The sequence below is a fragment of the Klebsiella spallanzanii genome (assembly GCF_902158555.1).
In the GTDB taxonomy this organism is placed as follows: Bacteria; Pseudomonadota; Gammaproteobacteria; order Enterobacterales; family Enterobacteriaceae; genus Klebsiella; species Klebsiella spallanzanii.
Genome location: NZ_CABGGS010000001.1, coordinates 388,486 through 408,493, shown reverse-complemented (window position 1 = coordinate 408,493; position 20,008 = coordinate 388,486). Strand labels below are relative to the sequence as shown.

General features: G+C 52.7%; 17 protein-coding genes. 4 read left to right on the top strand and 13 right to left on the bottom strand.

Annotated features, from left to right (window positions below):
- Position 1: 1 nt before the first annotated feature.
- From FN082_RS02060 to otnK, 4 genes are read right to left on the bottom strand one after another with little or no spacing between them, the layout of a single operon-like run.
- A complete protein-coding gene (locus FN082_RS02060; RefSeq protein ID WP_142981057.1) occupies positions 2 to 784 on the bottom strand; it encodes a hydroxypyruvate isomerase family protein in 783 nt (260 codons plus the stop codon).
- A complete protein-coding gene (locus tag FN082_RS02055; protein WP_180349562.1) occupies positions 765 to 1,574 on the bottom strand; it encodes a DeoR/GlpR family DNA-binding transcription regulator in 810 nt (269 codons plus the stop codon). Before FN082_RS02055 ends, FN082_RS02060 begins: the two co-directional genes overlap by 20 nt.
- A gap of 6 nt (positions 1,575 to 1,580) precedes the next feature.
- The gene (otnC, locus tag FN082_RS02050) at positions 1,581 to 2,225 is read right to left on the bottom strand and encodes a 3-oxo-tetronate 4-phosphate decarboxylase (RefSeq protein WP_142981056.1); all 645 of its coding nucleotides are present in this window, start codon (positions 2,223 to 2,225) and stop codon (positions 1,581 to 1,583) included.
- Positions 2,222 to 3,478: a 3-oxo-tetronate kinase gene (gene otnK, locus FN082_RS02045; protein WP_142981055.1), complete on the bottom strand. Its 1,257-nt coding sequence runs from the start codon at positions 3,476 to 3,478 to the stop codon at positions 2,222 to 2,224. The genes otnC and otnK overlap by 4 nt, the downstream gene beginning before the upstream one ends.
- A gap of 368 nt (positions 3,479 to 3,846) precedes the next feature.
- On the opposite strand from otnK, the gene FN082_RS02040 reads away from it, so the two are divergent.
- Together FN082_RS02040 and FN082_RS02035 are read left to right on the top strand one after the other, a co-directional pair.
- Positions 3,847 to 4,605 (top strand): helix-turn-helix transcriptional regulator, encoded by a 759-nt coding sequence (locus FN082_RS02040; protein WP_235891574.1) that lies wholly within the window; start codon positions 3,847 to 3,849, stop codon positions 4,603 to 4,605.
- Positions 4,606 to 4,906: 301 nt separating this feature from the next.
- Positions 4,907 to 5,809, top strand: a complete 903-nt coding sequence (locus tag FN082_RS02035; RefSeq protein WP_139538732.1) for a LysR family transcriptional regulator — start codon at positions 4,907 to 4,909, stop codon at positions 5,807 to 5,809.
- Positions 5,810 to 6,008: 199 nt separating this feature from the next.
- On the opposite strand, the gene cobO is transcribed toward FN082_RS02035, so the two are convergent.
- The 9 genes from cobO to glmS form a co-directional block, all read right to left on the bottom strand.
- Positions 6,009 to 6,611, bottom strand: a complete 603-nt coding sequence (gene cobO / locus FN082_RS02030) for a cob(I)yrinic acid a,c-diamide adenosyltransferase (RefSeq protein WP_142466082.1) — start codon at positions 6,609 to 6,611, stop codon at positions 6,009 to 6,011.
- Between the two features lie 9 nt (positions 6,612 to 6,620).
- Positions 6,621 to 8,273: a class I fumarate hydratase gene (locus tag FN082_RS02025; protein WP_142981054.1), complete on the bottom strand. Its 1,653-nt coding sequence runs from the start codon at positions 8,271 to 8,273 to the stop codon at positions 6,621 to 6,623.
- 82 nt (positions 8,274 to 8,355) lie between these two features.
- Positions 8,356 to 9,663 carry a dicarboxylate/amino acid:cation symporter gene (locus tag FN082_RS02020; RefSeq protein WP_139538735.1) on the bottom strand — a complete coding sequence of 436 codons (1,308 nt, stop codon included), beginning with the start codon at positions 9,661 to 9,663 and terminating at the stop codon, positions 8,356 to 8,358.
- A gap of 162 nt (positions 9,664 to 9,825) precedes the next feature.
- Complete coding sequence (locus FN082_RS02015; RefSeq protein ID WP_139538736.1) at positions 9,826 to 10,143, bottom strand: DUF4387 domain-containing protein; 318 nt, start codon at positions 10,141 to 10,143, stop codon at positions 9,826 to 9,828.
- Entirely contained in the window at positions 10,140 to 11,510 is a 1,371-nt protein-coding gene (locus FN082_RS02010) for an acyclic terpene utilization AtuA family protein (protein ID WP_139538737.1), read from the bottom strand. Before FN082_RS02010 ends, FN082_RS02015 begins: the two co-directional genes overlap by 4 nt.
- Positions 11,511 to 11,513: 3 nt before the next feature.
- Positions 11,514 to 12,755, bottom strand: a complete 1,242-nt coding sequence (locus FN082_RS02005; RefSeq protein WP_139538738.1) for a methylaspartate ammonia-lyase — start codon at positions 12,753 to 12,755, stop codon at positions 11,514 to 11,516.
- Complete coding sequence (locus tag FN082_RS02000) at positions 12,755 to 14,200, bottom strand: methylaspartate mutase subunit E (protein WP_139538739.1); 1,446 nt, start codon at positions 14,198 to 14,200, stop codon at positions 12,755 to 12,757. Before FN082_RS02000 ends, FN082_RS02005 begins: the two co-directional genes overlap by 1 nt.
- A gap of 17 nt (positions 14,201 to 14,217) precedes the next feature.
- Positions 14,218 to 15,606, bottom strand: a complete 1,389-nt coding sequence (gene glmL / locus FN082_RS01995; RefSeq protein WP_142461929.1) for a methylaspartate mutase accessory protein GlmL — start codon at positions 15,604 to 15,606, stop codon at positions 14,218 to 14,220.
- On the bottom strand, positions 15,606 to 16,055 hold the full coding sequence (glmS, locus tag FN082_RS01990) for a methylaspartate mutase subunit S (RefSeq protein WP_139538741.1): 450 nt from the start codon (positions 16,053 to 16,055) through the stop codon (positions 15,606 to 15,608). The genes glmL and glmS overlap by 1 nt, the downstream gene beginning before the upstream one ends.
- A gap of 1,219 nt (positions 16,056 to 17,274) precedes the next feature.
- On the opposite strand from glmS, the gene cydA reads away from it, so the two are divergent.
- The gene (cydA, locus tag FN082_RS01985; protein WP_139538742.1) at positions 17,275 to 18,843 is read left to right on the top strand and encodes a cytochrome ubiquinol oxidase subunit I; all 1,569 of its coding nucleotides are present in this window, start codon (positions 17,275 to 17,277) and stop codon (positions 18,841 to 18,843) included.
- A gap of 15 nt (positions 18,844 to 18,858) precedes the next feature.
- Positions 18,859 to 19,998: a cytochrome d ubiquinol oxidase subunit II gene (cydB, locus tag FN082_RS01980; RefSeq protein ID WP_139538743.1), complete on the top strand. Its 1,140-nt coding sequence runs from the start codon at positions 18,859 to 18,861 to the stop codon at positions 19,996 to 19,998.
- Positions 19,999 to 20,008 lie beyond the last annotated feature (10 nt).

The window sequence follows — 20,008 nt, the reverse complement described above, 5'->3', positions numbered from 1 at the left end:
ATTAAAATTCCAGGTAAGGCGTTATCCAGTGTAATGATTCCGGGGCTGATGTTGATGGTTGATATTCACAGCCGATCCAGCACTGATAATTCAATTGTTCAATAAAGTCTAAAATCCATTTTTCATTTAATTCCCCGGTTCCCGGTTCGTGACGATAAGGAACGGAGGCAATCTGAAAATGTTTTATCAATGGGAGGTAATGTTCAATATTTTTTACCACATCGCCGTGAATTTTCTGGCAGTGGTAAATATCAAACTGTAGGCCAATATTTTTTCTGTCGACCTCGCGAATAATAGATTCGGCCAGTGGAAAACTATCAACCATATAGCCTGGCATATCCTGCGGATTTAACGGCTCAATCAGTACGTCAATTCCTGTTTTTGCCATCATATCGCAGGCAATGCGTAGCCGGTTAACCAGAAGCTCGCGCTGGGCGTATAGCGTCAGATCGCTGCGGCGCAGGCCAGACATCACGTGAACCCGGCGGCATCCCAGACCCATGGCATAATCATGAGCCACGTTCAGGCTACGATAAAACTCCTCATCACGTTCGGGGAGCGCAGCCAGCCCGCGTTCACCCTGAGACCAGTCGCCTGCCGGGGCGTTCATCAGCACCACCGGCAGAGATGTTTCCTGTTGAATAGCCTGAAGATGTTCCAGCGGGTGCTGCCAGAGAAACAGCCCTTCAACTCCGTGAAAACCGGCCGCTTTTGCCGCCTGAAATCGACCCGCTATCGGTAAATCAGTAAATAACCAGTCGAGGTTAGCCGCTAACTTCAGCATCGCGCACACCCTCCCGGCTATCCACCAGATGTAGCTTCACGCCCTGGCTGGCAATGGTTTGTTGAGCGTTTTCCGGTAGCCGATTATCAGAAATAATATCGGTTAACTGCTCCAGCCCGCAGATGTGGAACATGCCGTATTTACCAAATTTACTGCTGTCGCAAACCAGCACCCGACGCCGGGAGACGGTAAGCACCGCCTCTTTGACCGAGGCTTTGCCTTCGCTCGGCGTTGACATGCCGCGCTCGGTATCCCACGACGATGAACTGAGAAACGCCACGTCAATATTAATGGTGCGCAGAAAGCTGGCGGCGCTTTTGCCGATGCTTGAGCGGTTACGCTGATCCACCAGGCCGCCGGTGTGATAGAGCGTGATATGTGGCATATCCATCAGGTAGTGGCTGATGGAAAAATCGTTGGTCACCACCGTCAGGTTAAAACAGTGGCTGGCGGCCACCGCTTTCGCTACTTCGAACAGCGAGGTTCCGGCATCCAGATAGAGCGTTTGCCCCGGTTCAATCAGCATCGCCGCAAGCTGGCCCATTTTACGTTTCACATCGTGGTGCAATTCGGCCTTTTCCCGCCACGGAAGTTCGGATTTCAGCAGGTTATTGAGTTTTACTCCGCCATTAATGGCAATTACTTTGCCTTCTTCTTCCAGTAGCTGAATGTCGCGGCGTACGGTCATATGCGACACGCTCATCAGCTCCGCCAGTTCGTTAAAGGAGGCGACGTTTTTTTCATGCACGTAGCGGTAAATAAAATCACGCCGTTGTTCTGGGATCATCATCTCACCTCAGGCTCGCCGGATTTGTTCAAGTTCGGCCACCGCCTCTTCTGAGAGCGGAACATAGCCGAGTGGTTTTAAGGTCAGCCAGATGCGGGCGCTGTCTTCCAGCTCCTCGGCGTTAAACACCGCTTCGCGTAGCGAGCGACCGCTTACTACCGGCCCGTGGTTGGCCAGTAGCGCCGCCGTGTGGTCAGCGGCGATTTCGCTTAGCGCGCTGGCAATACCTTCATGACCGGGTTGGAAATAGGGCAGCAGCGGCAGCTGCCCGACGCGCATCACGTAGTAGGGCGTTAATGGCGGCAGGCAGTTCTCCGGCGTTGCGCACGGCAGGCAGGAGAGCGCCGTCAGCCATGGAGAATGCAGGTGGACTACGGCACCGCAGGACGGCCGATGTCGGTACCACGCCAGATGCATGGGAACCTCTTTTGACGGTTTGTCGCCGCTGAGATGCACGCCGTTGGCATCCAGTCGGCTTAACGTCGCGGCTTCCAGCTCGCCCAGACACGAGTTTGTCGGGGTCACAAGATAGCCGCCGTCTGGCAATTTGACGCTGAGATTGCCGGAGCCGCCGCTGCTGTATCCGCGCATAAACAGAGAACGACCATAGTGAGCCAGTTGTTCGCGGAGTTGGTGTTCACTCACTGGGTTCATGATGCGTACTCCTGGGCGGTAAAAAAGAAATCTTCGTTGCCAAAGTTGCCTGATTTCAGCGCCAGCGCCAGGTCGGGGGAAAAGACCCACGGCACGCCCGGCGCAATCGCTTTGCCGACGGACAGACGCTTCACCTGCAACGCCTCCACCACGGTGCCGGATGTTTCACCTCCGGCGACAATAAAAGTGTTCACGCCTGCGGTTCGTAGCTTTGCGCTCAAACGGGCATATGCGTGTTCAATCGCCCGGCAGGCGGGCTGCTCGCCGTATTCCCGCTGGATACGTTTTAGTTCGTCTGGCGGTTGGGTGGCGTAAATCATCGGCGCGAGCGGGTCGCTGATATGCGCCATCGCCCAGGCTGATAGCTCATCGGTGTAGGGTTCCGCATCGGACAGGCAGCGGGCCACGTCAAGCAAACAGGATGCCGCTTCTGTTTTATAGCGATTAACCTGACGATTGCTCATTGCAGAACAGCTGCCGGAGAACACGACTGCTTTGACCGGATGTGGGAAGCGATGCGCGGACGCTGTGTGCTGATCGCCCGTCCTGGCGGCCAGCGCGCCGCCAAGCCCGGAACCTCCGGCCAGCAGAGGATAATCTTGTAGCGCCTGAGCGAGCGTGTTGAGATCCGTTTCGTTGAGCGTGTCGACAATGACGTGGCGAGTTCCTTCAGCCTGGCAGCGGGCCAGGGCGTGAGTGACCGCTTCCACACCGCGACGAATCGTGCTGAGTGTAATATGCCCGACCGCGTTTTCTGTTTGCGCAGCCAGCAGACGTTGCACATTGGCATCGGTCATCGGATTAAGTGGATGCTTTTCCATCCCGGATTCGTTCAGCAGTACGCCGTTTACAAACAGATGACCATGAACCACCGTACGTCCGTTTTGCGGTAGGGCAGGACCGTGGACGATCAGCGGGGTCCGGATGTCGTTCATCAGGGCATCGCTCACCGGGCCAATATTGCCCGCTGGTGTGGAATCAAACGTTGAGCAATATTTAAAATAGATCTGGCGAGCGCTGGCGTTTTGTTTCAGCCAGCGAGCGCAGGAAAGGGATTGTGCGATGGCCTGTTCTGCGGGTAAAGAGCGGCTTTTCAGAGAGATAACGATAGCGTCAGCCTCTTCATTCCAGCTCTGCGTGATATCGGGCATACCTGGCAGCAGCGCCACTCGCCAACCTTGTTCAGCCATAAAGCTTGCAATATCCGTTGCGCCGGTGAAATCGTCGGCGATAACGCCTGTAGTGACGGCCATGGATCAACTCCGTTCAGATTGTTTGCTAATTGAGCATATTATTCAGGAGGACGTTTCACATTCACATGATGATTCTCACAAACAAGAACATCATGTGAATGTATTAAAAACGTATAATTAACTGAAAAATAATGATTATTGTTTTTTTCATGACAAAATCATGCTCACAACAAGTTGTGAAGATTCGTTAAAGTTTGGGAAAGCAGCTGGCGGTAGTGCTGGTGGGCTGTCATGTTATCGCTGATTCGGTCATGCATTTTGATCATATTCATCTGCGTAAATGAGATTATTTTTTGCGTTTAGCGTCATCCTTTTTATTGGCAATGTTTTGCATATTAAGTGATCTCAAAAGACCCCTGGAGATTAGCGTGGCGCAAAAGAAAATGGATGATGAATTCCCTTTTTACCATTCTCTGACCGAGATTTTTTCTCGGGCGACAGGGCTAATGGCGGTAGTGATTGAGGCGAAAGATGATCGTGTACCCGATTGCTATAGCGGATTAAACTTCTTTTCACTACCGCTCATTCGTTGCGAAAAATTATTCGCATACATTATTTTTGACCACAGTAAAGCGACCGATAATAATCATCGTTCGGCGGCAATAAGATTGCTTCATTTTATCATTAATAATATCTCAGAAACTGAAAGTGAAAAGATAGAGAGATCAGAACAATCGCGGCGGAAGGGCAATTTTTATTATGTGCAGAAATCGCCGCATGAAATAAAACTGGCTTCAGCGCTGCGTTATATCGACGAGCATTTATATGATGAGCTGTCTCTGGAATCTGTCGCTGCTCATGTTTGTCTGAGCGCCAATTACTTTAGCCGATTTTTTAAAAAGCGCCAGGGCGTGAATTTTAAAGTCTGGGTGAACCAGAGAAAAATGCAGCGGGCCGGAGAGCTACTCAGCAATCCAGCGTATTCAATAGACAGCGTGGCGCGCAAGCTGCAGTTCGCACAAACCAGCTATTTTTGTCGGGTGTTTCGCGCGGCCCACCGGACCAGCCCTCAGTCATTCCGCCATCAGCGTCTCTCGACGTCTTCATCAACATCCGGGCGGAGGACAGATTTTTCTGCAAACGTTCATAATGTGTCCCCGGTCGCTGAAATTTTAATTGATGTCTAGTTACTGATAATTAAATTACATCCACTCTCTGACTAACTTCGCTAATAAACAAGTTAACGTGAAAAAATATTGACAACTTATTGCTGTTATTTGCACAGCAATCACATTGTTTAAATTGTGTTTATTGTAGCTGCCGGGTATTATTGATTATTATTTGATCAGTGGCGATATGCATTAATCATGGAATAGATCAATGACATTTGATAGTAAAATAAAATATAACACTCGGGGCTAACCTGATGTCCTTGCGCGCTTTTTTTATTTATTAAACAATTTTTGCACGCCGTAAATGGAAGACGTTATGAGAGGAAAAATACCCAAAACCGAATTACTGGTGACCTTTGAGGTTGTGGCTCGCCACGAAAGTTATACTCGAGCAGCGGAGGAGCTGGCTTTAACACAAAGCGCCGTGTTCAGACAAGTTACGGCGCTGGAGGATTTCCTCCATACGTCATTATTTAATCATGCTAAAAAAAGGATTTTTCTAAATGCAGCTGGCAAACATTATTTGACTATCGTTAAGGAAACGCTTAACAAGCTGGAACGTGATACTAATTCAATCATGACCTGGCAACCGACGGTGCAGGTTCTTGAACTGGCCGTCAACCCCACCTTTAGCACTCACTGGCTGATCCCCAACCTGCGCGAGTTCAATAAATTAAATCCGGGTATTATCGTTAATATTCATTCTCTGGCTAACATCGGCGATTTTCTTAGCCGCGAATACGATGCCGCCATTATGCGCGAGGATTTTTGTTCGCCATGGTCCGAGGTTGAGTATCTGTTCGAAGAGGAAATTCTGCCTGTGTGCGGCTGCGGGCTGCTGTCTGAACCGGGGCAAAAGCTGGCGGTAGAGGAGCTGCTGGGCGAATTTCCGCTGTTGCATCAGAGTACACGAATTCACGGTTGGCAGGAGTGGTTCGCGCTGTCGAATATCACCAGCGCTCAGATCAACATCGGCCCGCGTTTTGACCTGCTTTCAATGTTGATAGCCGCGGTGCGTTCGAATCTGGGGGTAGCGCTGTTACCGCGTTTTGCCATTCAGCACGATCTGGATAGCGGTGAAATAGTGATTCCCTGCGATGTACCGATTCGCACCGGAAATCGTTTCATTATGACGTGGCAGGAGGATAAAGCAGAATCCGGTCATTTACAGGTCTTCCGCGACTGGTTATTGCATAAATCGCTGGTGTCGGCTACCTGATGGCACCGGTTCAGGCTACCGGCCCGCAGACGGCGGTGAACCTGTAGCCCGGTCAGCGCAGCGCCACCGGGACGAAGCAGCGCAGATGTATCAGATTTGGCACATTTCCCGGAGGCGGCGCTTGACGCGCCTGTCCGGGCTACCGGCCTACAGGACCCGTAGCTCGGCTAAGCGAAGCGCGAGCCGGGACCGGATAAAACTACCAGTCGATGCCCACTTGTGCCTGAATACCGTTATCAAACGCGTGCTTCACCGGGCGCAGTTCGCTCACCGTGTCGGCAAGTTCCAGCAACTGAGCGTGGCAGCCGCGGCCGGTGACAATGACGTTCTGCTGTGGCGGGCGATTCACAATTGCGGCAATCACTTCCTGAGTATCCAGATAGTGATACGCCAGCATATAGGTGAGTTCATCCAGCACCACCAGATCGTAGCCCGGGTCGGCCAGCATACGCTTGCTTTCCTGCCATACTGCCGATGCCGCCTCGATATCCGCCTCCCGGCTTTGCGTCTCCCAGGTAAAGCCGGTGCCCATAATATGAAACTCAACTCCGAGCGGATGCAGCGTGTTGTACTCCCCATTATCCCACTGGCCTTTGATAAACTGCGCGACGCCGACGATTTTGCCGTGCCCGACGGCGCGCGTCGCGGTACCAAAGGCGGCGGTGGATTTGCCTTTGCCGTTTCCGGTGAAGACTATCAGGATACCTTTTTGCTCCGTTGCCGCCGCCACGCGGGTATCAACCTGCGCTTTGAGCTTTTGCTGGCGCTGACGGTGGCGGTCGGGATTTCCTCGCGCGTGCATAAATGCTCCTTAATGCCCTGCCGGACAGGTTGCGCAGCGATGCTGCTGCTCAAACTGGCTGAAGAAGTTATTTCCCTTATCATCGACCAGTACAAAGGCGGGTAGGTTTTCGACTTCCATCATCCACACCGCTTCCATCCCCAGTTCGGGATACTCAAGGCAATGCAGGCTCTTGATATACTGCTGCGTCAGCAGGGCCGCCGCACCGCCAATGCTGCCGAGGTTAAATCCCCGATGTTTTTGGCAGGCGTCGGTCACCTGCTGGCTGCGGTTACCTTTGGAGAGCATGATCAGGCTGCCGCCCGCCGCCTGGAAAGCATCGACATAACCGTCCATGCGCCCGCCAGTGGTGGGCCCCATTGATCCGCAAGCCTGATTGTCCGGCGTTTTTGCCGGGCCTGCGTAATAGACGATATGGTTTTTCATGTATTCCGGCATTGGCTCACCGTTATCCAGACGTTCTTTGATTTTGGCATGGGCGATATCGCGGGCGACGACAATTGGCCCGCTCAGCGACAATCGGGTACCGATCGGTAGGGTGGACATGTCGCGCAGGATCTCATGCAGCGGTCGGTTCAGGTTAAGCTGTACGGTTTGACCGCTGTTTTCCACGCGGCAGGATTCGGGGATAAATTTACCCGGGTTATGTTCCAGTTTCTCCAGCCAGATGCCGTGCTTGTTGATTTTGGCTTTGATATTACGGTCGGCGGAGCAGGAGAGGGCCATGGCGATAGGGCAGGATCCGCCGTGCCGCGGCAGACGAATCACACGTATATCGTGGGCGAAGTATTTACCGCCAAACTGTGCGCCGATGCCGAACTCGCGGCTGGCGTTGAGCAACGTGGTTTCCAGCGCGGTATCACGAAACGCCTGACCCAGTTCGTTCCCGCTGGTGGGCAGGTTGTCGTAGTATTTTGTTGAGGCCAGCTTCGCGACCTTCAGCGCCTGATCTGCAGAGAGACCGCCGACCACAAAGGCGATGTGGTACGGCGGACAGGCAGCGGTGCCCAGTGATTTCATCTTCTCAATCAGGAAAGCGGTAAGCTTTTCTGGTTGCAGAATGGATTTCGTCTCCTGGAACAGCGCTGCTTTGTTCGCCGAGCCGCCGCCTTTGTTGACGAACAGGAAGCGGTATTCGCTACCCGGCGTGGCGCTGATGTCTATCTGCGCAGGCAGGTTAGTCTGGGTATTCACTTCGGTGTACATATCCAGCGGCGCGTTTTGCGAGTAGCGAAGATTGTTTTCCTGAAACGTGGTGTAGATGCCCTTGCTTAAGGCTTCGGCATCGTCGTAACCGGTCCAGACGTTCTGGCCTTTACTCGCCACAATGGTTGCGGTGCCGGTGTCCTGGCAGTTTGGCAGCACGCCTTTTGCCGAGACTTCGGCATTGCGCAGCAGCTGGAGAGCGACGTACTTATCGTTACTGCTGGCCTGCGGGTCGCGCAAAATGCTGGCTATCTGTTTTAAATGTCCGGCGCGCAGGAAAAATGAAGCCTCATAAAATGCCTGCTGAGCCAATAACGTTAATGCCTCTGGCGCGACTTTGATGACTTCTTCCCCATCTAACTCTGTCACCTTAACGTATTGATTACTGAGTAATTCATATTCTGTATTATCTTTACTCTGAACAAAGAGTTCCTGCCAGACAAAGGGTTTAGACATTTGACATCTCACCTGTACGTTGTTATTGCCGGATAGCGGCATCACCCCATATCCGGCCTGTGGGTCATAGTTCATTTAGCTATCAGGACATTGCCACTTCTGAAGGTTCGGTCGCAGGACGTTCATGCTCCGGCGTTTTGGCTGGCGCTTTGCCACGACAGCCTGCACCGAAGTGTTCGCCTTCCCAGCGGCCAACGATGGCGGCACCCATGGCGTTACTCATAACGTTGGTGGCAGAACGGCCCATATCGAGGAAAGGATCGACGCCCATCAGCAGGATCAGACCGGCTTCCGGAATGTTGAACTGGTTCAGGGTGGCGGCGATGACCACCATTGAGGCGCGCGGCACGCCCGCCATTCCCTTCGAGGTCAGCATCAGGATCAGCAGCATGGTGATCTGCTCGCCCATGCTGAGGTGGACGTTGCAGGCCTGGGCGATAAACACCGTGGCAAACGAGCAGTAGGCCATTGAGCCGACGAGGTTAAAGGAGTAGCCGATGGGCAGGACGAAGCTGGCGATTTTGGAAGAGACGCCAAATTTTTCCAGCTTATCCAGCGTGCCAGGGAAGGCTGCTTCTGAACTGGAAGTGGTGAACGCCAGCAGCGCGGGTTCAAGGATCGCTTTGGTCAAACGGCTAATGCATGGACCGACAATCACCGTCGACAGGCCAATTAGAATCGCCCACAGCATACCGAGCGTCAGGTAGAACTCGCCCATAAAGATCCCGGCGCTAACCATTACGCCCAGGCCGCGTTCAGCAATCAGCCCGGAGATGGCAGCAAAAACGGTAAGTGGTGCAAACAGCATGACGTAGCCAGTCAGCTTCAGCATCACGTGGACCAGCGAGTCGAGCACCTTCACGATCGGCTCGGCTTTTTCGCCGATTGCCGCGAGGCTACAGCCGAGGAAAATGGAGAACACCACAATTTGCAGAATTTCGTTACGCGCCATCGCATCAACGATGCTGGTGGGCACCGCGTGAGAGATAAACACTTTCAGCGTGAAGGGTTCTGACTGCACGGCCGCAACGGCTCCGGCGTCGTGGGCGACGAAGTTAATGCCCGCTCCCGGCTGGAACATATTGACGATCACCAGACCCAGCGCAATCGACAGCAGCGAAGCGCAAATAAACAGGAAAAAGGTTTTAGAGAATATACGGCCGAGGGTTTTCGCATCGCCCATTTTGGCAATACCGACGACCAGGGTAGAAATAACCAACGGGGCGATGATCATTTTTACCATGCGTAAAAATATGGTGGTAAAAATGGAAATATCCTGCGCGTATGACTTTGCTGTATCAGCCGAGGCCATATTATTAATAGCCACCCCGGCAATCATGCCGAGTATCAGGCCTAATATGATCATTTTGGTTAAACTAATTTTCTTCATTGTGACTCCATCGGATAAAGGTTGGATTTGGTGTAGGGTGACGTACGCCTGAGCCAGCACAGCAGCTCAGGCGCACGCCTGTTGTGACCAACCGCATGGATAATTCGAAGCACGGTGATACAGCTGAATTCGGTGCTCCAATGGCTGTTATTGTGTTTTTTTCTACAGATCGAACTCAATACTTAATAACGGCGCATGCTGCTGTGCGCCATAAACATCGTTGTCGCCGACGTTGCCGGAAATAATATCGCGCGGCATGACGATTTTTACCGCATTAGCCGGATCAAACCACACAATGCGATGAATAAAATCAGGCTTTACGTTATATAATCCAGCAATAAGCTGCGGCGTTAATTGTTCCGAACGTTTTACCCGCTGATAATCTTCCCGGGTTTTAAATAAAATATCTAAAACCAGTTCGTACGGTCCGGCGTTTTTGGAACGAATGACCTGCGCCAGCGAGCATATGGATTGTTTCATGCCTGAACTCCTTCTGGCGTCACCTGTTCAATATGGAAATCAAAACGTAGCGCGTCGCTGGCTTCAATCAGGTGATAGATAGAGAACTCATATACCGGCCCGCTTTGAATATCAGACGGCGAGAACGGGAAGGCGAGGTTGCCCGCAGTTGCAATGCGATTTTCATAGCCGTAGTGCAGCAGGGTAGAGCGCACCAGCGAACAGACGCTGTTGGCGATATCCTGCGTTGGCGCGACGACGTCCAGTAAAATACCCAGTTCGTGACCGGCGGTTTTCATCGGCTCGTGATTGCCCATCACGCCGTTCTTTCCGTACAGGTGGAAGGTGATGCGGATACTGTCGTCATTTAGCGAAAGGTTCCGCGCCACGCTGGTTTGTACCTCTTCGAGAATATTATCGATCCCGGCAATCATTATCGGGTCGCGCGTTCCGGCAATGGTCAGGCAGCGGAATCCGACCTGACGAGCACCTTCCAGCTTCAGCGCGTACGGTGTTTCTTCGTGACGTGAACCGCTGACGTAGACTTCGCCCTCGTTGACGGCTTTGAAGGTACACCCTTTCAGGTTCAGCACGCCGCCAGGGCCCGGCAGAAAGTACGGATCGGACTTCTCATACAGGGTGTGCGCCGCCGCGGAGGTTTCGGTGAACTTGCGTTTTGGATTGAACGTCTTGAGCGTAAAGCCGTGGTCGTCGATGATCCCCATGGCGCAGTCAGAACCCGAGCCCGGCGTGGCGGCAATGGCTGCACATTCAAGGATCTTGCCGCAGTGCAGCGCCAGCCCTTCATCGAAACCCTGCATAATTGGCAGGGCGGCAAAGCAGGCCGGATCGTAAGCGCGTCCACCTAAAACCACCTGCGCACCGGCTTTCAGCGCCCGCTGGAAAGGTTCGATCCCCATCTGCGCGACGATGTAGGTGCTCTCTTCGATAGCCTCGTGAGTCAGTTCCGGAACAAAATCCAGCGCGGTAATTTTGCCGTTATCCAGCGCCTGATGAACAACGTCTTTATCAACATCAGACGGGATTAGCGCCATCGAGAAAGATAGCTTTTCTTCCTGCGCAATCTCATGGATTATCTGGCGACACCACTCCAGATGCGGAGCAGCGCCGGATCCTCCGGCGGTGCCGATCACCACCGGAATGTTGTTTTTCACGCCAGCCACGATCATATAGCGCAGATCGCGTTTCACTCCGGCCCTGTCGGTAAAAGGTTTACCTGCCCCCAGGTAGTGGGGGCCGGGATCGGATGAACCGGCATCAACGGCAATCAGATCCGGCGACTCTTCCATCGCTTTACGAAAGCTCTCTTCCGGAAAGCCATAGCCCAGGATTGCCGTCGGCGATAAGATCTTAAAGGTACGAGCCATCTCTTAATCCTTAGTCTGCAACAGCGCGATGGTGCGGTTCATTTCGTTAAACACGATATTCAGACCTTCATCGAAGCCCATGCCTGGTTTGATCAGCATGCGCATAGGACGTGCGGCCAGCGCGACGTGCACGCAGGTGCGGGCGCTGATCTCGGTTTCGTTGCAGGTACCGCCCTGATAGGCTTCCATCGCGTGTTTGTTGCAGTACAGCACCGCGTCCACGATGTTGTGAATACCGCCAAGATCCGGGGTTTTTATCTGCACCATGTGGCAGCTACCGGCATCGGTGAAATCAACGATGTCCTGATAGGTATTGCACCATTCGTCGGCGACAATCTTCACGCCGGAACCCAGGCGCGTCAGCTCTTTGGTGATGGCGGTCAGCATGCGGATTTGATCCGCTTTGTTACCGGCGTCAACTGGGCCTTCTATATAGAGCGGCAGACCCTGGGCCTCTTTCTCCAGGCTGGCGATATACTCGGCGCAGCGAACCGGATCCATATCGAAAATCAGGCCGATAGTGCCGTAGACATCAATGTGCAGCGTCGGGTGATAGCGTTGGCTGGTACGCAGGCTGAGGATTCGGCCGGACAACCAGCGCACATACTCACGCAGTTTTTCTCCTTGCAAACCCAGCTTCTCTTCAACGTTGTTGATCAGCGCATGCGGCAGCACGTCAACGCCTTTGAGGATCATCTTGTCCACGGCGATATAGCGGTCATCGCCGCTCTGGCCAAATAATGGAATCGCTTCCGGGATGCACGGCAATTGCCATTCGTCGCAAACCACTTCCGCTTTCAGACGGCCGCTTGCCAGCGCGGTGGCGTCGAGCAGCGCCTGGGACAGGCCGTAACGAACGGCGGTATGCAGCAGATGGCCGTCGATGCGCAGCTTGTCGAAGAAGCGGGCGTTCGGCAGGAACAGATCGACATCGCGGCCTTCGAGCAGCGGTTTAATATGATCGTTGAGGAACGGGATAAAGTTTTCCGCCAGGAACAGCGGATCGCGACCGCCCGCGCCGGAGTACTGTACAGCAGCACAGTCACCGACCGCCACCGCGCCATTTTCCAGAATCAGCTGTACCGAGACGCACTCGCCCGCCTGGCGCACGGAGGTAAATCCGGGGGTAACCGGCGCGCCGGTATAGATGAATCCATCGTGACCCGCGCCGTTTTTAATCGCCTGCTGGTCGTCAAAATAGAATGAGGAGTAGCCAGCGGTGAAAAGGGCCTGTTTAATTTTCATTATGGTCTTCCTATTAATTTACTGTGGGATACCGCGTTGATGTCATCAACAACCATCTGGAATGAGGGTTTACGCCCTTCAAAATGCGCACGTTCGGCGACGTAATCGTGGTGCAGAGCGAGGATATCTTTTGGCAACGGAACCGCGCCGGCTTCAAGCACGCGAATGGCGCCTGAGTTATCGCGAACCGGCAGGATTTTGCCTGCGTTACAAGAGGCCGGAGCGAAAGGCACGTCCAGCACGCCGGCTTCGAAAGCCAGCACCGTGCCGCGAGCGATATCGCCGTTGCCCAGTTCGAAAACTCTCTTCAGTACGGCGCGAACTTCGCTTTTAATCAGATCCACTTCCTGCTCAACGGCGGCGCAGGGCGGGAATTTCTGGTCGCTGACCATGTTGAGCATCTGGCGCGAGGCTCTCAGACCCTGGGCGTTTGCTGCGGCAGTCGGAATGCCGAAGGCTTCGTGCGGGCTCTTGGTAATCACTTTAGTGGCGCCGGACATACCGGCTACCGCCGCGCCCCAGGAGATAATGGCAAATGCTTTCGATTCATCTTCCGGGAAGCCGCCCATCCACTGGTGGAAGACGGTGCTCAGTTCATAATCGTCGAAGCCGTAATTGCCGAAGTACTCGTGGGAGAGTTCTCGCAGGGACTGAATTGCGGCGATATCCTGGGTCAGGCTTCCTACCTGGCCGTAGCCGACGGTGATCGACTTGACGCCCTGTTCCAGTGCCAGCAGTCCTTCGATAATCGCCACCGCGTGGGACATAAATGGCGGGATCAGGGTGCCGGTCAGCGGGCCGAAGGGCTCGCGGTTAATACGGATGCCGTGCTCTTCATACAGGCCCATCAGGCGGTCGCAGTACTGCCAGTCGCGGATTGATTTTTCCAGGGTGACGCGCTTGGCGTAAGGAATGTTGTAGGAGATACCGCCGCCTTCGTAGCTGGTAAAGCCGCTGGCCATTGAGATTTCCGCCAGCAGACGCGCATCCGGCGTGCCGTGGCGCACCTGAACCGGTTTTTCCAGCGACTCGGTCATTCGGCGGCAGGCCGCGACGCCGTGGTTTACCACAGGTAAACCGTTGAGTTTGGAGGTACCCGCTTCGATGGATTTCTGGATCCCCACTGCCGCTTCTTCATAACGGTTCAGGCGGGTATAGGCATCGATGGTGCTGGGCAGCAGATCGCACTCTTCCTGCAGCGTTTTGAGTAGCGCAATGTGTTCATCCATCAATGCCACGCCCGCGCGCGGCTGGCTCAAGGTTTTACCTTCCTGGTCGGCTTTCAGCAGAGCGTGAGAAAAGCGTTTTTTCTCAGGAATGGTTTGCTGGTACTTCACGCCATCTTCGAAGTGCTCAACGTCCTTGCCGGTATGCCAGGTCTGCAGTACCTGATGCCGCTCGGTCATGAATTCGTCATGGGTTAATTTTTTATTTCGAAGTTCCATTCGTAGCTGCCCTCATTTTATAGGGTTAAACAGTGAATACTGGTGCGAGCGGCGAGCTCGGGGTAGAGCCTGGCAACGTTTGCCAGTAGAGGAAGCAGGCCTTTAGCATCGCGGTAATATTCAAACTGGGTGGGTAAGAGAATGCGTCTGCCGTCGTCGTCCAGCTCGCGGTACTTCAGCCAGCTATGGATATCGAACTGGGCGGCGCGGGAGAGCCATCCGCCGGAGCCGACCACTTTGCGTACGGTGGTCAGGTCGCGGCCCATCTGTAAATCGACGTTGCCCACGCAGGTGCAGACCTGTTTTTTGGTACCCGCATGGCGTTCGCTGGCATAGCCGACGCACAGCCCGGCCAGCACGGTGTCGAAATATTTCTCTTCCTCGTTAGCGGGAAGATAATCCGGCTGGGCGACCAGATGGCGCAGGTAGCGGTAAAAAGACGCCTGGCGCTGCGGCTGGTGGGCAAACACGACATTCATCAGTTCATGGGTACTTTCCCCCACAACGACTGCCGATACCCGCATGCCGAGGTCGCCCTCTACCGTGCGTTTAACAAACGGTTCCGGGACCCCGTGCAGAACGGTATCCGGAGAGAGCGTGTTGGCGCTGGCGGAATAGATATCGGTAGTGGCGCCTCCCATATCGATTAGCATGAACTCTTTCCACGCACTGTCGTAATTGCTGATGGTTTTCACCAGCTCGTAGACGGTCCACGGGGTCGGCATCGGCTCTTCGCCGGTTTCACCGACGATCACGTCCAGCCCCTTTCCTTTAACAATGCGGGATAAGAAGACATCACAGATGGCCTTGCGAGCGGCATAGGGATTCGGGTGATCGAGATCGGGCAGAATATTGTCGACGATGGTCAGATCTTTATGACCGAGGATGGCCTGAACCTCATCCTGAATATCGCGATTTCCGGCGTAGATAATCGCGCAGTCGAGCGTTGACTCCGCCAGCGTGTGGGCATTGGCGAGGCCATAGCTCTCTTCACCGCCGTCGGTACCGCCGGCAAACAGCAGGATATCCGGCGGCGTGGTTTCCAGCGCCTGAATATCGTGACGGTTGAGCTTGTAGGCGTAGTACTGGGCGATTTTAGCGCCCGCCGAGTGCGCGGTGACTTTTGCTGATTCCAGTGTAATGGATGGCACCAGTCCCATCGCGGCGACGGCAAGACCGCCTTTTGCTGATGAGGAGTATTTCAGCGTCACTTCACCGCTGTTCAACAATGGGCGCGCATCGGCAACGTTCAGCACCTGGTTCAGGCTGGCAAAAAATCCCTCCGCCAGATGATGGGTGGTTGTTGGGGTCAGAACGTGGTTAACCAGCGTAAGCTCATCCCCCTCCAGTGCGAAGAGGGCCGCTTTGGTCCACGTCGAGCCGATATCGACAGAGACGGTTTGCATCAGATGGCCTCTTCCAGACACGGCTGTTCAACGCCATGGCGTTGGTTGATGTCGTTTGCCATCAATCGGCAGACGTCTTCCAGATCGTGGCTTGGAGCGAAGACGCGATTGAACCCCATCTCTTTGAATTTGGCCTCGACGTCGGCAAAATCATGTTTACCTACCACCAGGTTACCGCCAACGTAGAGAAGAGTGTCGCCGATACCGCGTTCGATACAGCGTTCGCGCAGGCCCAGGCAGTCGATATCACCGTGACCGTAAATAGAGGACACGACGATGGCATCTGCGCCGGTTTCGATGGCGGCATCAATATATTCATCCTGGCTTACCATCACGCCGAGATTGATTACGCGAAAATCATGGGCAGTAAAAACGCGGTCCAGGACTTTATTGCCTACTGCATGGCAGTCAGCACCAATGACGCCAATAACAAGTGTTGATTTCTTCATGGGTAATCCTCTGTAGGGCTGATGGTATAAAATGAGTTCTAATAATTTTCAGCGTTTTTGATCGCTGCCGGTTAATAGGGCTGGAGTGTCTGTGGTTCATGAGTGGGAAGCAATTGATCTATTTTCAAAATATCTTTCAAAAAATTCTCATTTTTGATTTTTGTTGATAAAATCATTGTTTATCAAGTGGTTGTTTAATTTTTATTTATCTTTTTCTATTTGAAGTGGAATCTATTTAATAAATATATTGCGATGTTTGTGAGCAAGGTCTTATTTTATTTTTAGCGATATCGCGTATTTGGTTATTAAACATAAATAAAATTATTTTGATTTTTTTGTGAGCATAGTAACGGAATTTGTGTACTGGTTTTTATATGTGCAAAAAAACAATTTGTTAGATTAAATGTGTAAAATGATGATTTGTATTTTTTATATTTCATTTTTGTTGGTGGACGTGGCGAGGCCAGGCGTGAGTCTACAGAGAGGTGAAAAAAGAGCATGTTGCAAACGGTGTAGCAGAAGAGGAGGGCGTTTTTTCTCTCAAAAAAGGAGATGTCGATACACGATGCATTTACTTGATAATGAGATAGTTACACAGGTGTGTTAATCAAAGGTAAATGCAATGATAAATATAATAGGCAAAAAATATATAGCATTAACTTGATAAAAAAAATCTGTGAGCTACACAGCATTATCAGTTTACGGCTGCATTTAACCCACCGCTTCCCATCTCATTAAATTCCCCTCCAGGATTAAATTAATGGACTATCATTTTCAGTAACCGATGATACTGTTGAAAAACATACTATTAACCTAGTGTTTACCTATGTTGTACGTGATAAACATAATTAACATTTAAAATGAAAATTGATTTAAATCAATGTTTAAATCTTGGAAAAACTAGAGAAATGGAGTTAAATTGTCGCGGATCAAATTGACCAAAAACTGGTATTTTCGCTATAAATTGATCGCCGTCGAAAACTGCAAATTTATCACAATAAAAACCTATTTATTGTAAGGGTTTTGCAGCGTAATATAATCACGGGATCAATTTGGGTGTTTTGTTAACATGTTTGTAACTTTTCAGCACTACCGTTTTCTTATACTGAGAGAATGGCCGTGAAGGGAAGAAGCAAATAAATTTGTATTGGGGCATGCGTGTGACCCTTTCTAACGGGGTTCACTCTCGGAGTCTTCATGCGATGAGCAAGGAGTCAAGATGTTAGATATAGTCGAACTGTCGCGCTTACAGTTTGCCTTGACCGCGATGTACCACTTCCTTTTTGTGCCGCTGACGCTGGGTATGGCGTTCCTGCTGGCCATCATGGAAACGGTCTACGTCCTTTCCGGCAAACAGATTTATAAAGATATGACCAAATTCTGGGGCAAGTTGTTTGGTATCAACTTCGCTCTGGGTGTGGCAACCGGTCTGACCATGGAGTTCCAGTTCGGGACTAACTGGTCTTACTATTCCCACTACGTGGGCGATATCTTCGGTGCGCCGCTGGCCATCGAAGGTCTGATGGCCTTCTTCCTCGAATCTACCTTTGTAGGTCTGTTCTTCTTCGGTTGGGATCGTCTGGGTAAAGTTCAGCACATGGCCGTCACCTGGCTGGTGGCGCTGGGCTCCAACCTGTCGGCACTGTGGATCCTCGTCGCCAACGGGTGGATGCAGAACCCGATTGCGTCAGACTTTAACTTTGAAACCATGCGTATGGAGATGGTCAGCTTCTCTGAGCTGGTCCTGAACCCTGTCGCTCAGGTCAAGTTCGTCCACACGGTCGCTTCAGGCTACGTGACCGGCGCGATGTTCATCCTTGCCATCAGCTCCTGGTATATGCTTAAAGGCCGTGACTTCGCTTTTGCTAAGCGCTCCTTTGCGATTGCAGCCAGCTTCGGCATGGCGGCTATCCTCTCCGTTATCGTTCTCGGTGATGAATCCGGTTACGAAATGGGCGACGTGCAGAAAACCAAACTGGCGGCTATTGAAGCCGAATGGGAAACTCAGCCTGCTCCGGCAGCGTTTACCCTGTTTGGTATTCCCGATCAGAATGCGCAAGAGAACCGCTTCGCGATTCAAATCCCTTATGCGCTGGGCATCATTGCCACCCGCTCGGTGGATAAGCAGGTTACCGGCCTGAAAGATCTGATGGTTCAGCACGAAGAGCGTATCCGTAACGGGATGAAAGCTTACTCATTGCTGGAACAACTGCGCGCGGGTTCAACCGACCAGGCCGTTCGCGATCGCTTCAACGATGTCAAGAAAGATCTTGGCTATGGTCTGCTGCTAAAACGCTATACCGACAACGTTGCTGACGCCACGGAAGAGCAGATTGCTAAGGCGACCAAGGACTCCATTCCTGCCGTTGCGCCGCTCTATTTCGCCTTCCGTATCATGGTGGCGTGCGGTGTGTTGATGCTGTTAATTATCGGCGCATCCTTCTGGAGCGTGATTCGTAACCGCATTGGTGAGAAAAAATGGCTGCTGCGCGCCGCATTCTATGGCTTACCGTTGCCATGGATTGCCGTTGAGGCCGGCTGGTTTGTTGCCGAATATGGTCGTCAGCCGTGGGCTATCGGTGAGGTTCTGCCAACGGCGGTTGCAAACTCGTCGCTGACTGCGGGCGACCTGATCTTCTCAATGCTGCTGATCTGCGGACTGTACACGCTGTTCCTGGTGGCTGAGCTGTTCTTAATGTTTAAGTTCGCCCGTAAAGGACCAAGCAGCCTGAAAACCGGTCGCTATCACTTTGAACAGTCCTCTGCGGCTATTCAGTCGGCACGCTAAGACAGGAGTCGTCAAATGATCGATTATGAAGTATTGCGTTTTATCTGGTGGCTGCTGATTGGCATTCTGCTTATTGGTTTTGCCGTCGCTGATGGTTTCGATATGGGGGTGGGCATGCTCACCCGCTTCCTCGGCCGTAACGACACCGAGCGTCGAATCATGATTAACGCCATTGCCCCGCACTGGGATGGAAACCAGGTGTGGCTGATCACCGCGGGCGGCGCGCTCTTTGCTGCCTGGCCGATGGTTTACGCGGCTGCGTTTTCCGGCTTCTATGTGGCGATGATCCTCGTGCTGGCGTCTTTATTCTTCCGTCCGGTTGGTTTCGACTACCGTTCGAAGATTGAAGATACCCGCTGGCGTAATATGTGGGACTGGGGCATTTTCGTAGGGAGCTTTGTGCCGCCGCTGGTTATTGGCGTAGCGTTCGGTAACCTGCTGCAGGGCGTCCCGTTCCACGTCGACGAATATCTGCGCCTGTACTATACCGGCAACTTCTTCCAACTGCTGAACCCGTTTGGCCTGTTGGCAGGTATTGTCAGCGTGGGGATGATCCTGACTCAGGGGGCGACCTACCTGCAGATGCGTACCGTGGGTGAACTGCACCTGCGTACCCGCTCCGTCTCCACGGTGGCTGCGCTGGTCACGCTGGTCTGTTTCGCGCTGGCTGGTGTGTGGGTCTACTACGGCATTGATGGCTATGTGGTGAAGTCCGTCATGGATCATACCGGGCCGTCTAACCCGCTGACCAAAGAAGTGGCGCGTGAAGCAGGTGCCTGGATGGTGAACTTTAACAATATGCCAGCGCTGTGGGCGATTCCTGTTCTGGGCGTGGTGCTGCCGCTGCTGACCGTCATCTCGACGAAAGCGGATAAAGGCGCCTGGGCGTTTCTGTTCTCCTCGTTGACGCTGGCGTGCATCATTCTGACTGCCGGTATCGCGATGTTCCCGTTCATTATGCCATCCAGTACGGCGATGAACGCGAGCCTGACCATGTGGGACGCGACCTCCAGCCAGCTGACGCTGAACGTGATGACTTACGTGGCTGCTGTCTTCGTACCCATTATTCTGTGTTACACCACCTGGTGTTACTGGAAAATGTTCGGTCGCATCACTCGCGAAGATATCGAAAAGAACACCCATTCGCTGTACTAAGGTAAGGAGC

What these genes read in the sequence shown, in the direction of transcription:
- otnK (WP_142981055.1), bottom strand. Translation starts at nt 3,478, where the DNA reads ATGGCCGTCACTACAGGCGTTATCGCCGACGATTTCACCGGCGCAACG.
- FN082_RS02060 (WP_142981057.1), bottom strand. Translation starts at nt 784, where the DNA reads ATGCTGAAGTTAGCGGCTAACCTCGACTGGTTATTTACTGATTTACCG.
- glmS (WP_139538741.1), bottom strand. Translation starts at nt 16,055, where the DNA reads ATGAAGAAATCAACACTTGTTATTGGCGTCATTGGTGCTGACTGCCAT.
- FN082_RS02055 (WP_180349562.1), bottom strand. Translation starts at nt 1,574, where the DNA reads ATGATGATCCCAGAACAACGGCGTGATTTTATTTACCGCTACGTGCAT.
- FN082_RS02005 (WP_139538738.1), bottom strand. Translation starts at nt 12,755, where the DNA reads ATGAAAATTAAACAGGCCCTTTTCACCGCTGGCTACTCCTCATTCTAT.
- FN082_RS02015 (WP_139538736.1), bottom strand. Translation starts at nt 10,143, where the DNA reads ATGAAACAATCCATATGCTCGCTGGCGCAGGTCATTCGTTCCAAAAAC.
- FN082_RS02025 (WP_142981054.1), bottom strand. Translation starts at nt 8,273, where the DNA reads ATGTCTAAACCCTTTGTCTGGCAGGAACTCTTTGTTCAGAGTAAAGAT.
- FN082_RS02000 (WP_139538739.1), bottom strand. Translation starts at nt 14,200, where the DNA reads ATGGAACTTCGAAATAAAAAATTAACCCATGACGAATTCATGACCGAG.
- cydB (WP_139538743.1), top strand. Translation starts at nt 18,859, where the DNA reads ATGATCGATTATGAAGTATTGCGTTTTATCTGGTGGCTGCTGATTGGC.
- cobO (WP_142466082.1), bottom strand. Translation starts at nt 6,611, where the DNA reads ATGCACGCGCGAGGAAATCCCGACCGCCACCGTCAGCGCCAGCAAAAG.
- FN082_RS02035 (WP_139538732.1), top strand. Translation starts at nt 4,907, where the DNA reads ATGAGAGGAAAAATACCCAAAACCGAATTACTGGTGACCTTTGAGGTT.
- otnC (WP_142981056.1), bottom strand. Translation starts at nt 2,225, where the DNA reads ATGAACCCAGTGAGTGAACACCAACTCCGCGAACAACTGGCTCACTAT.
- FN082_RS02020 (WP_139538735.1), bottom strand. Translation starts at nt 9,663, where the DNA reads ATGAAGAAAATTAGTTTAACCAAAATGATCATATTAGGCCTGATACTC.
- cydA (WP_139538742.1), top strand. Translation starts at nt 17,275, where the DNA reads ATGTTAGATATAGTCGAACTGTCGCGCTTACAGTTTGCCTTGACCGCG.
- glmL (WP_142461929.1), bottom strand. Translation starts at nt 15,606, where the DNA reads ATGCAAACCGTCTCTGTCGATATCGGCTCGACGTGGACCAAAGCGGCC.
- FN082_RS02010 (WP_139538737.1), bottom strand. Translation starts at nt 11,510, where the DNA reads ATGGCTCGTACCTTTAAGATCTTATCGCCGACGGCAATCCTGGGCTAT.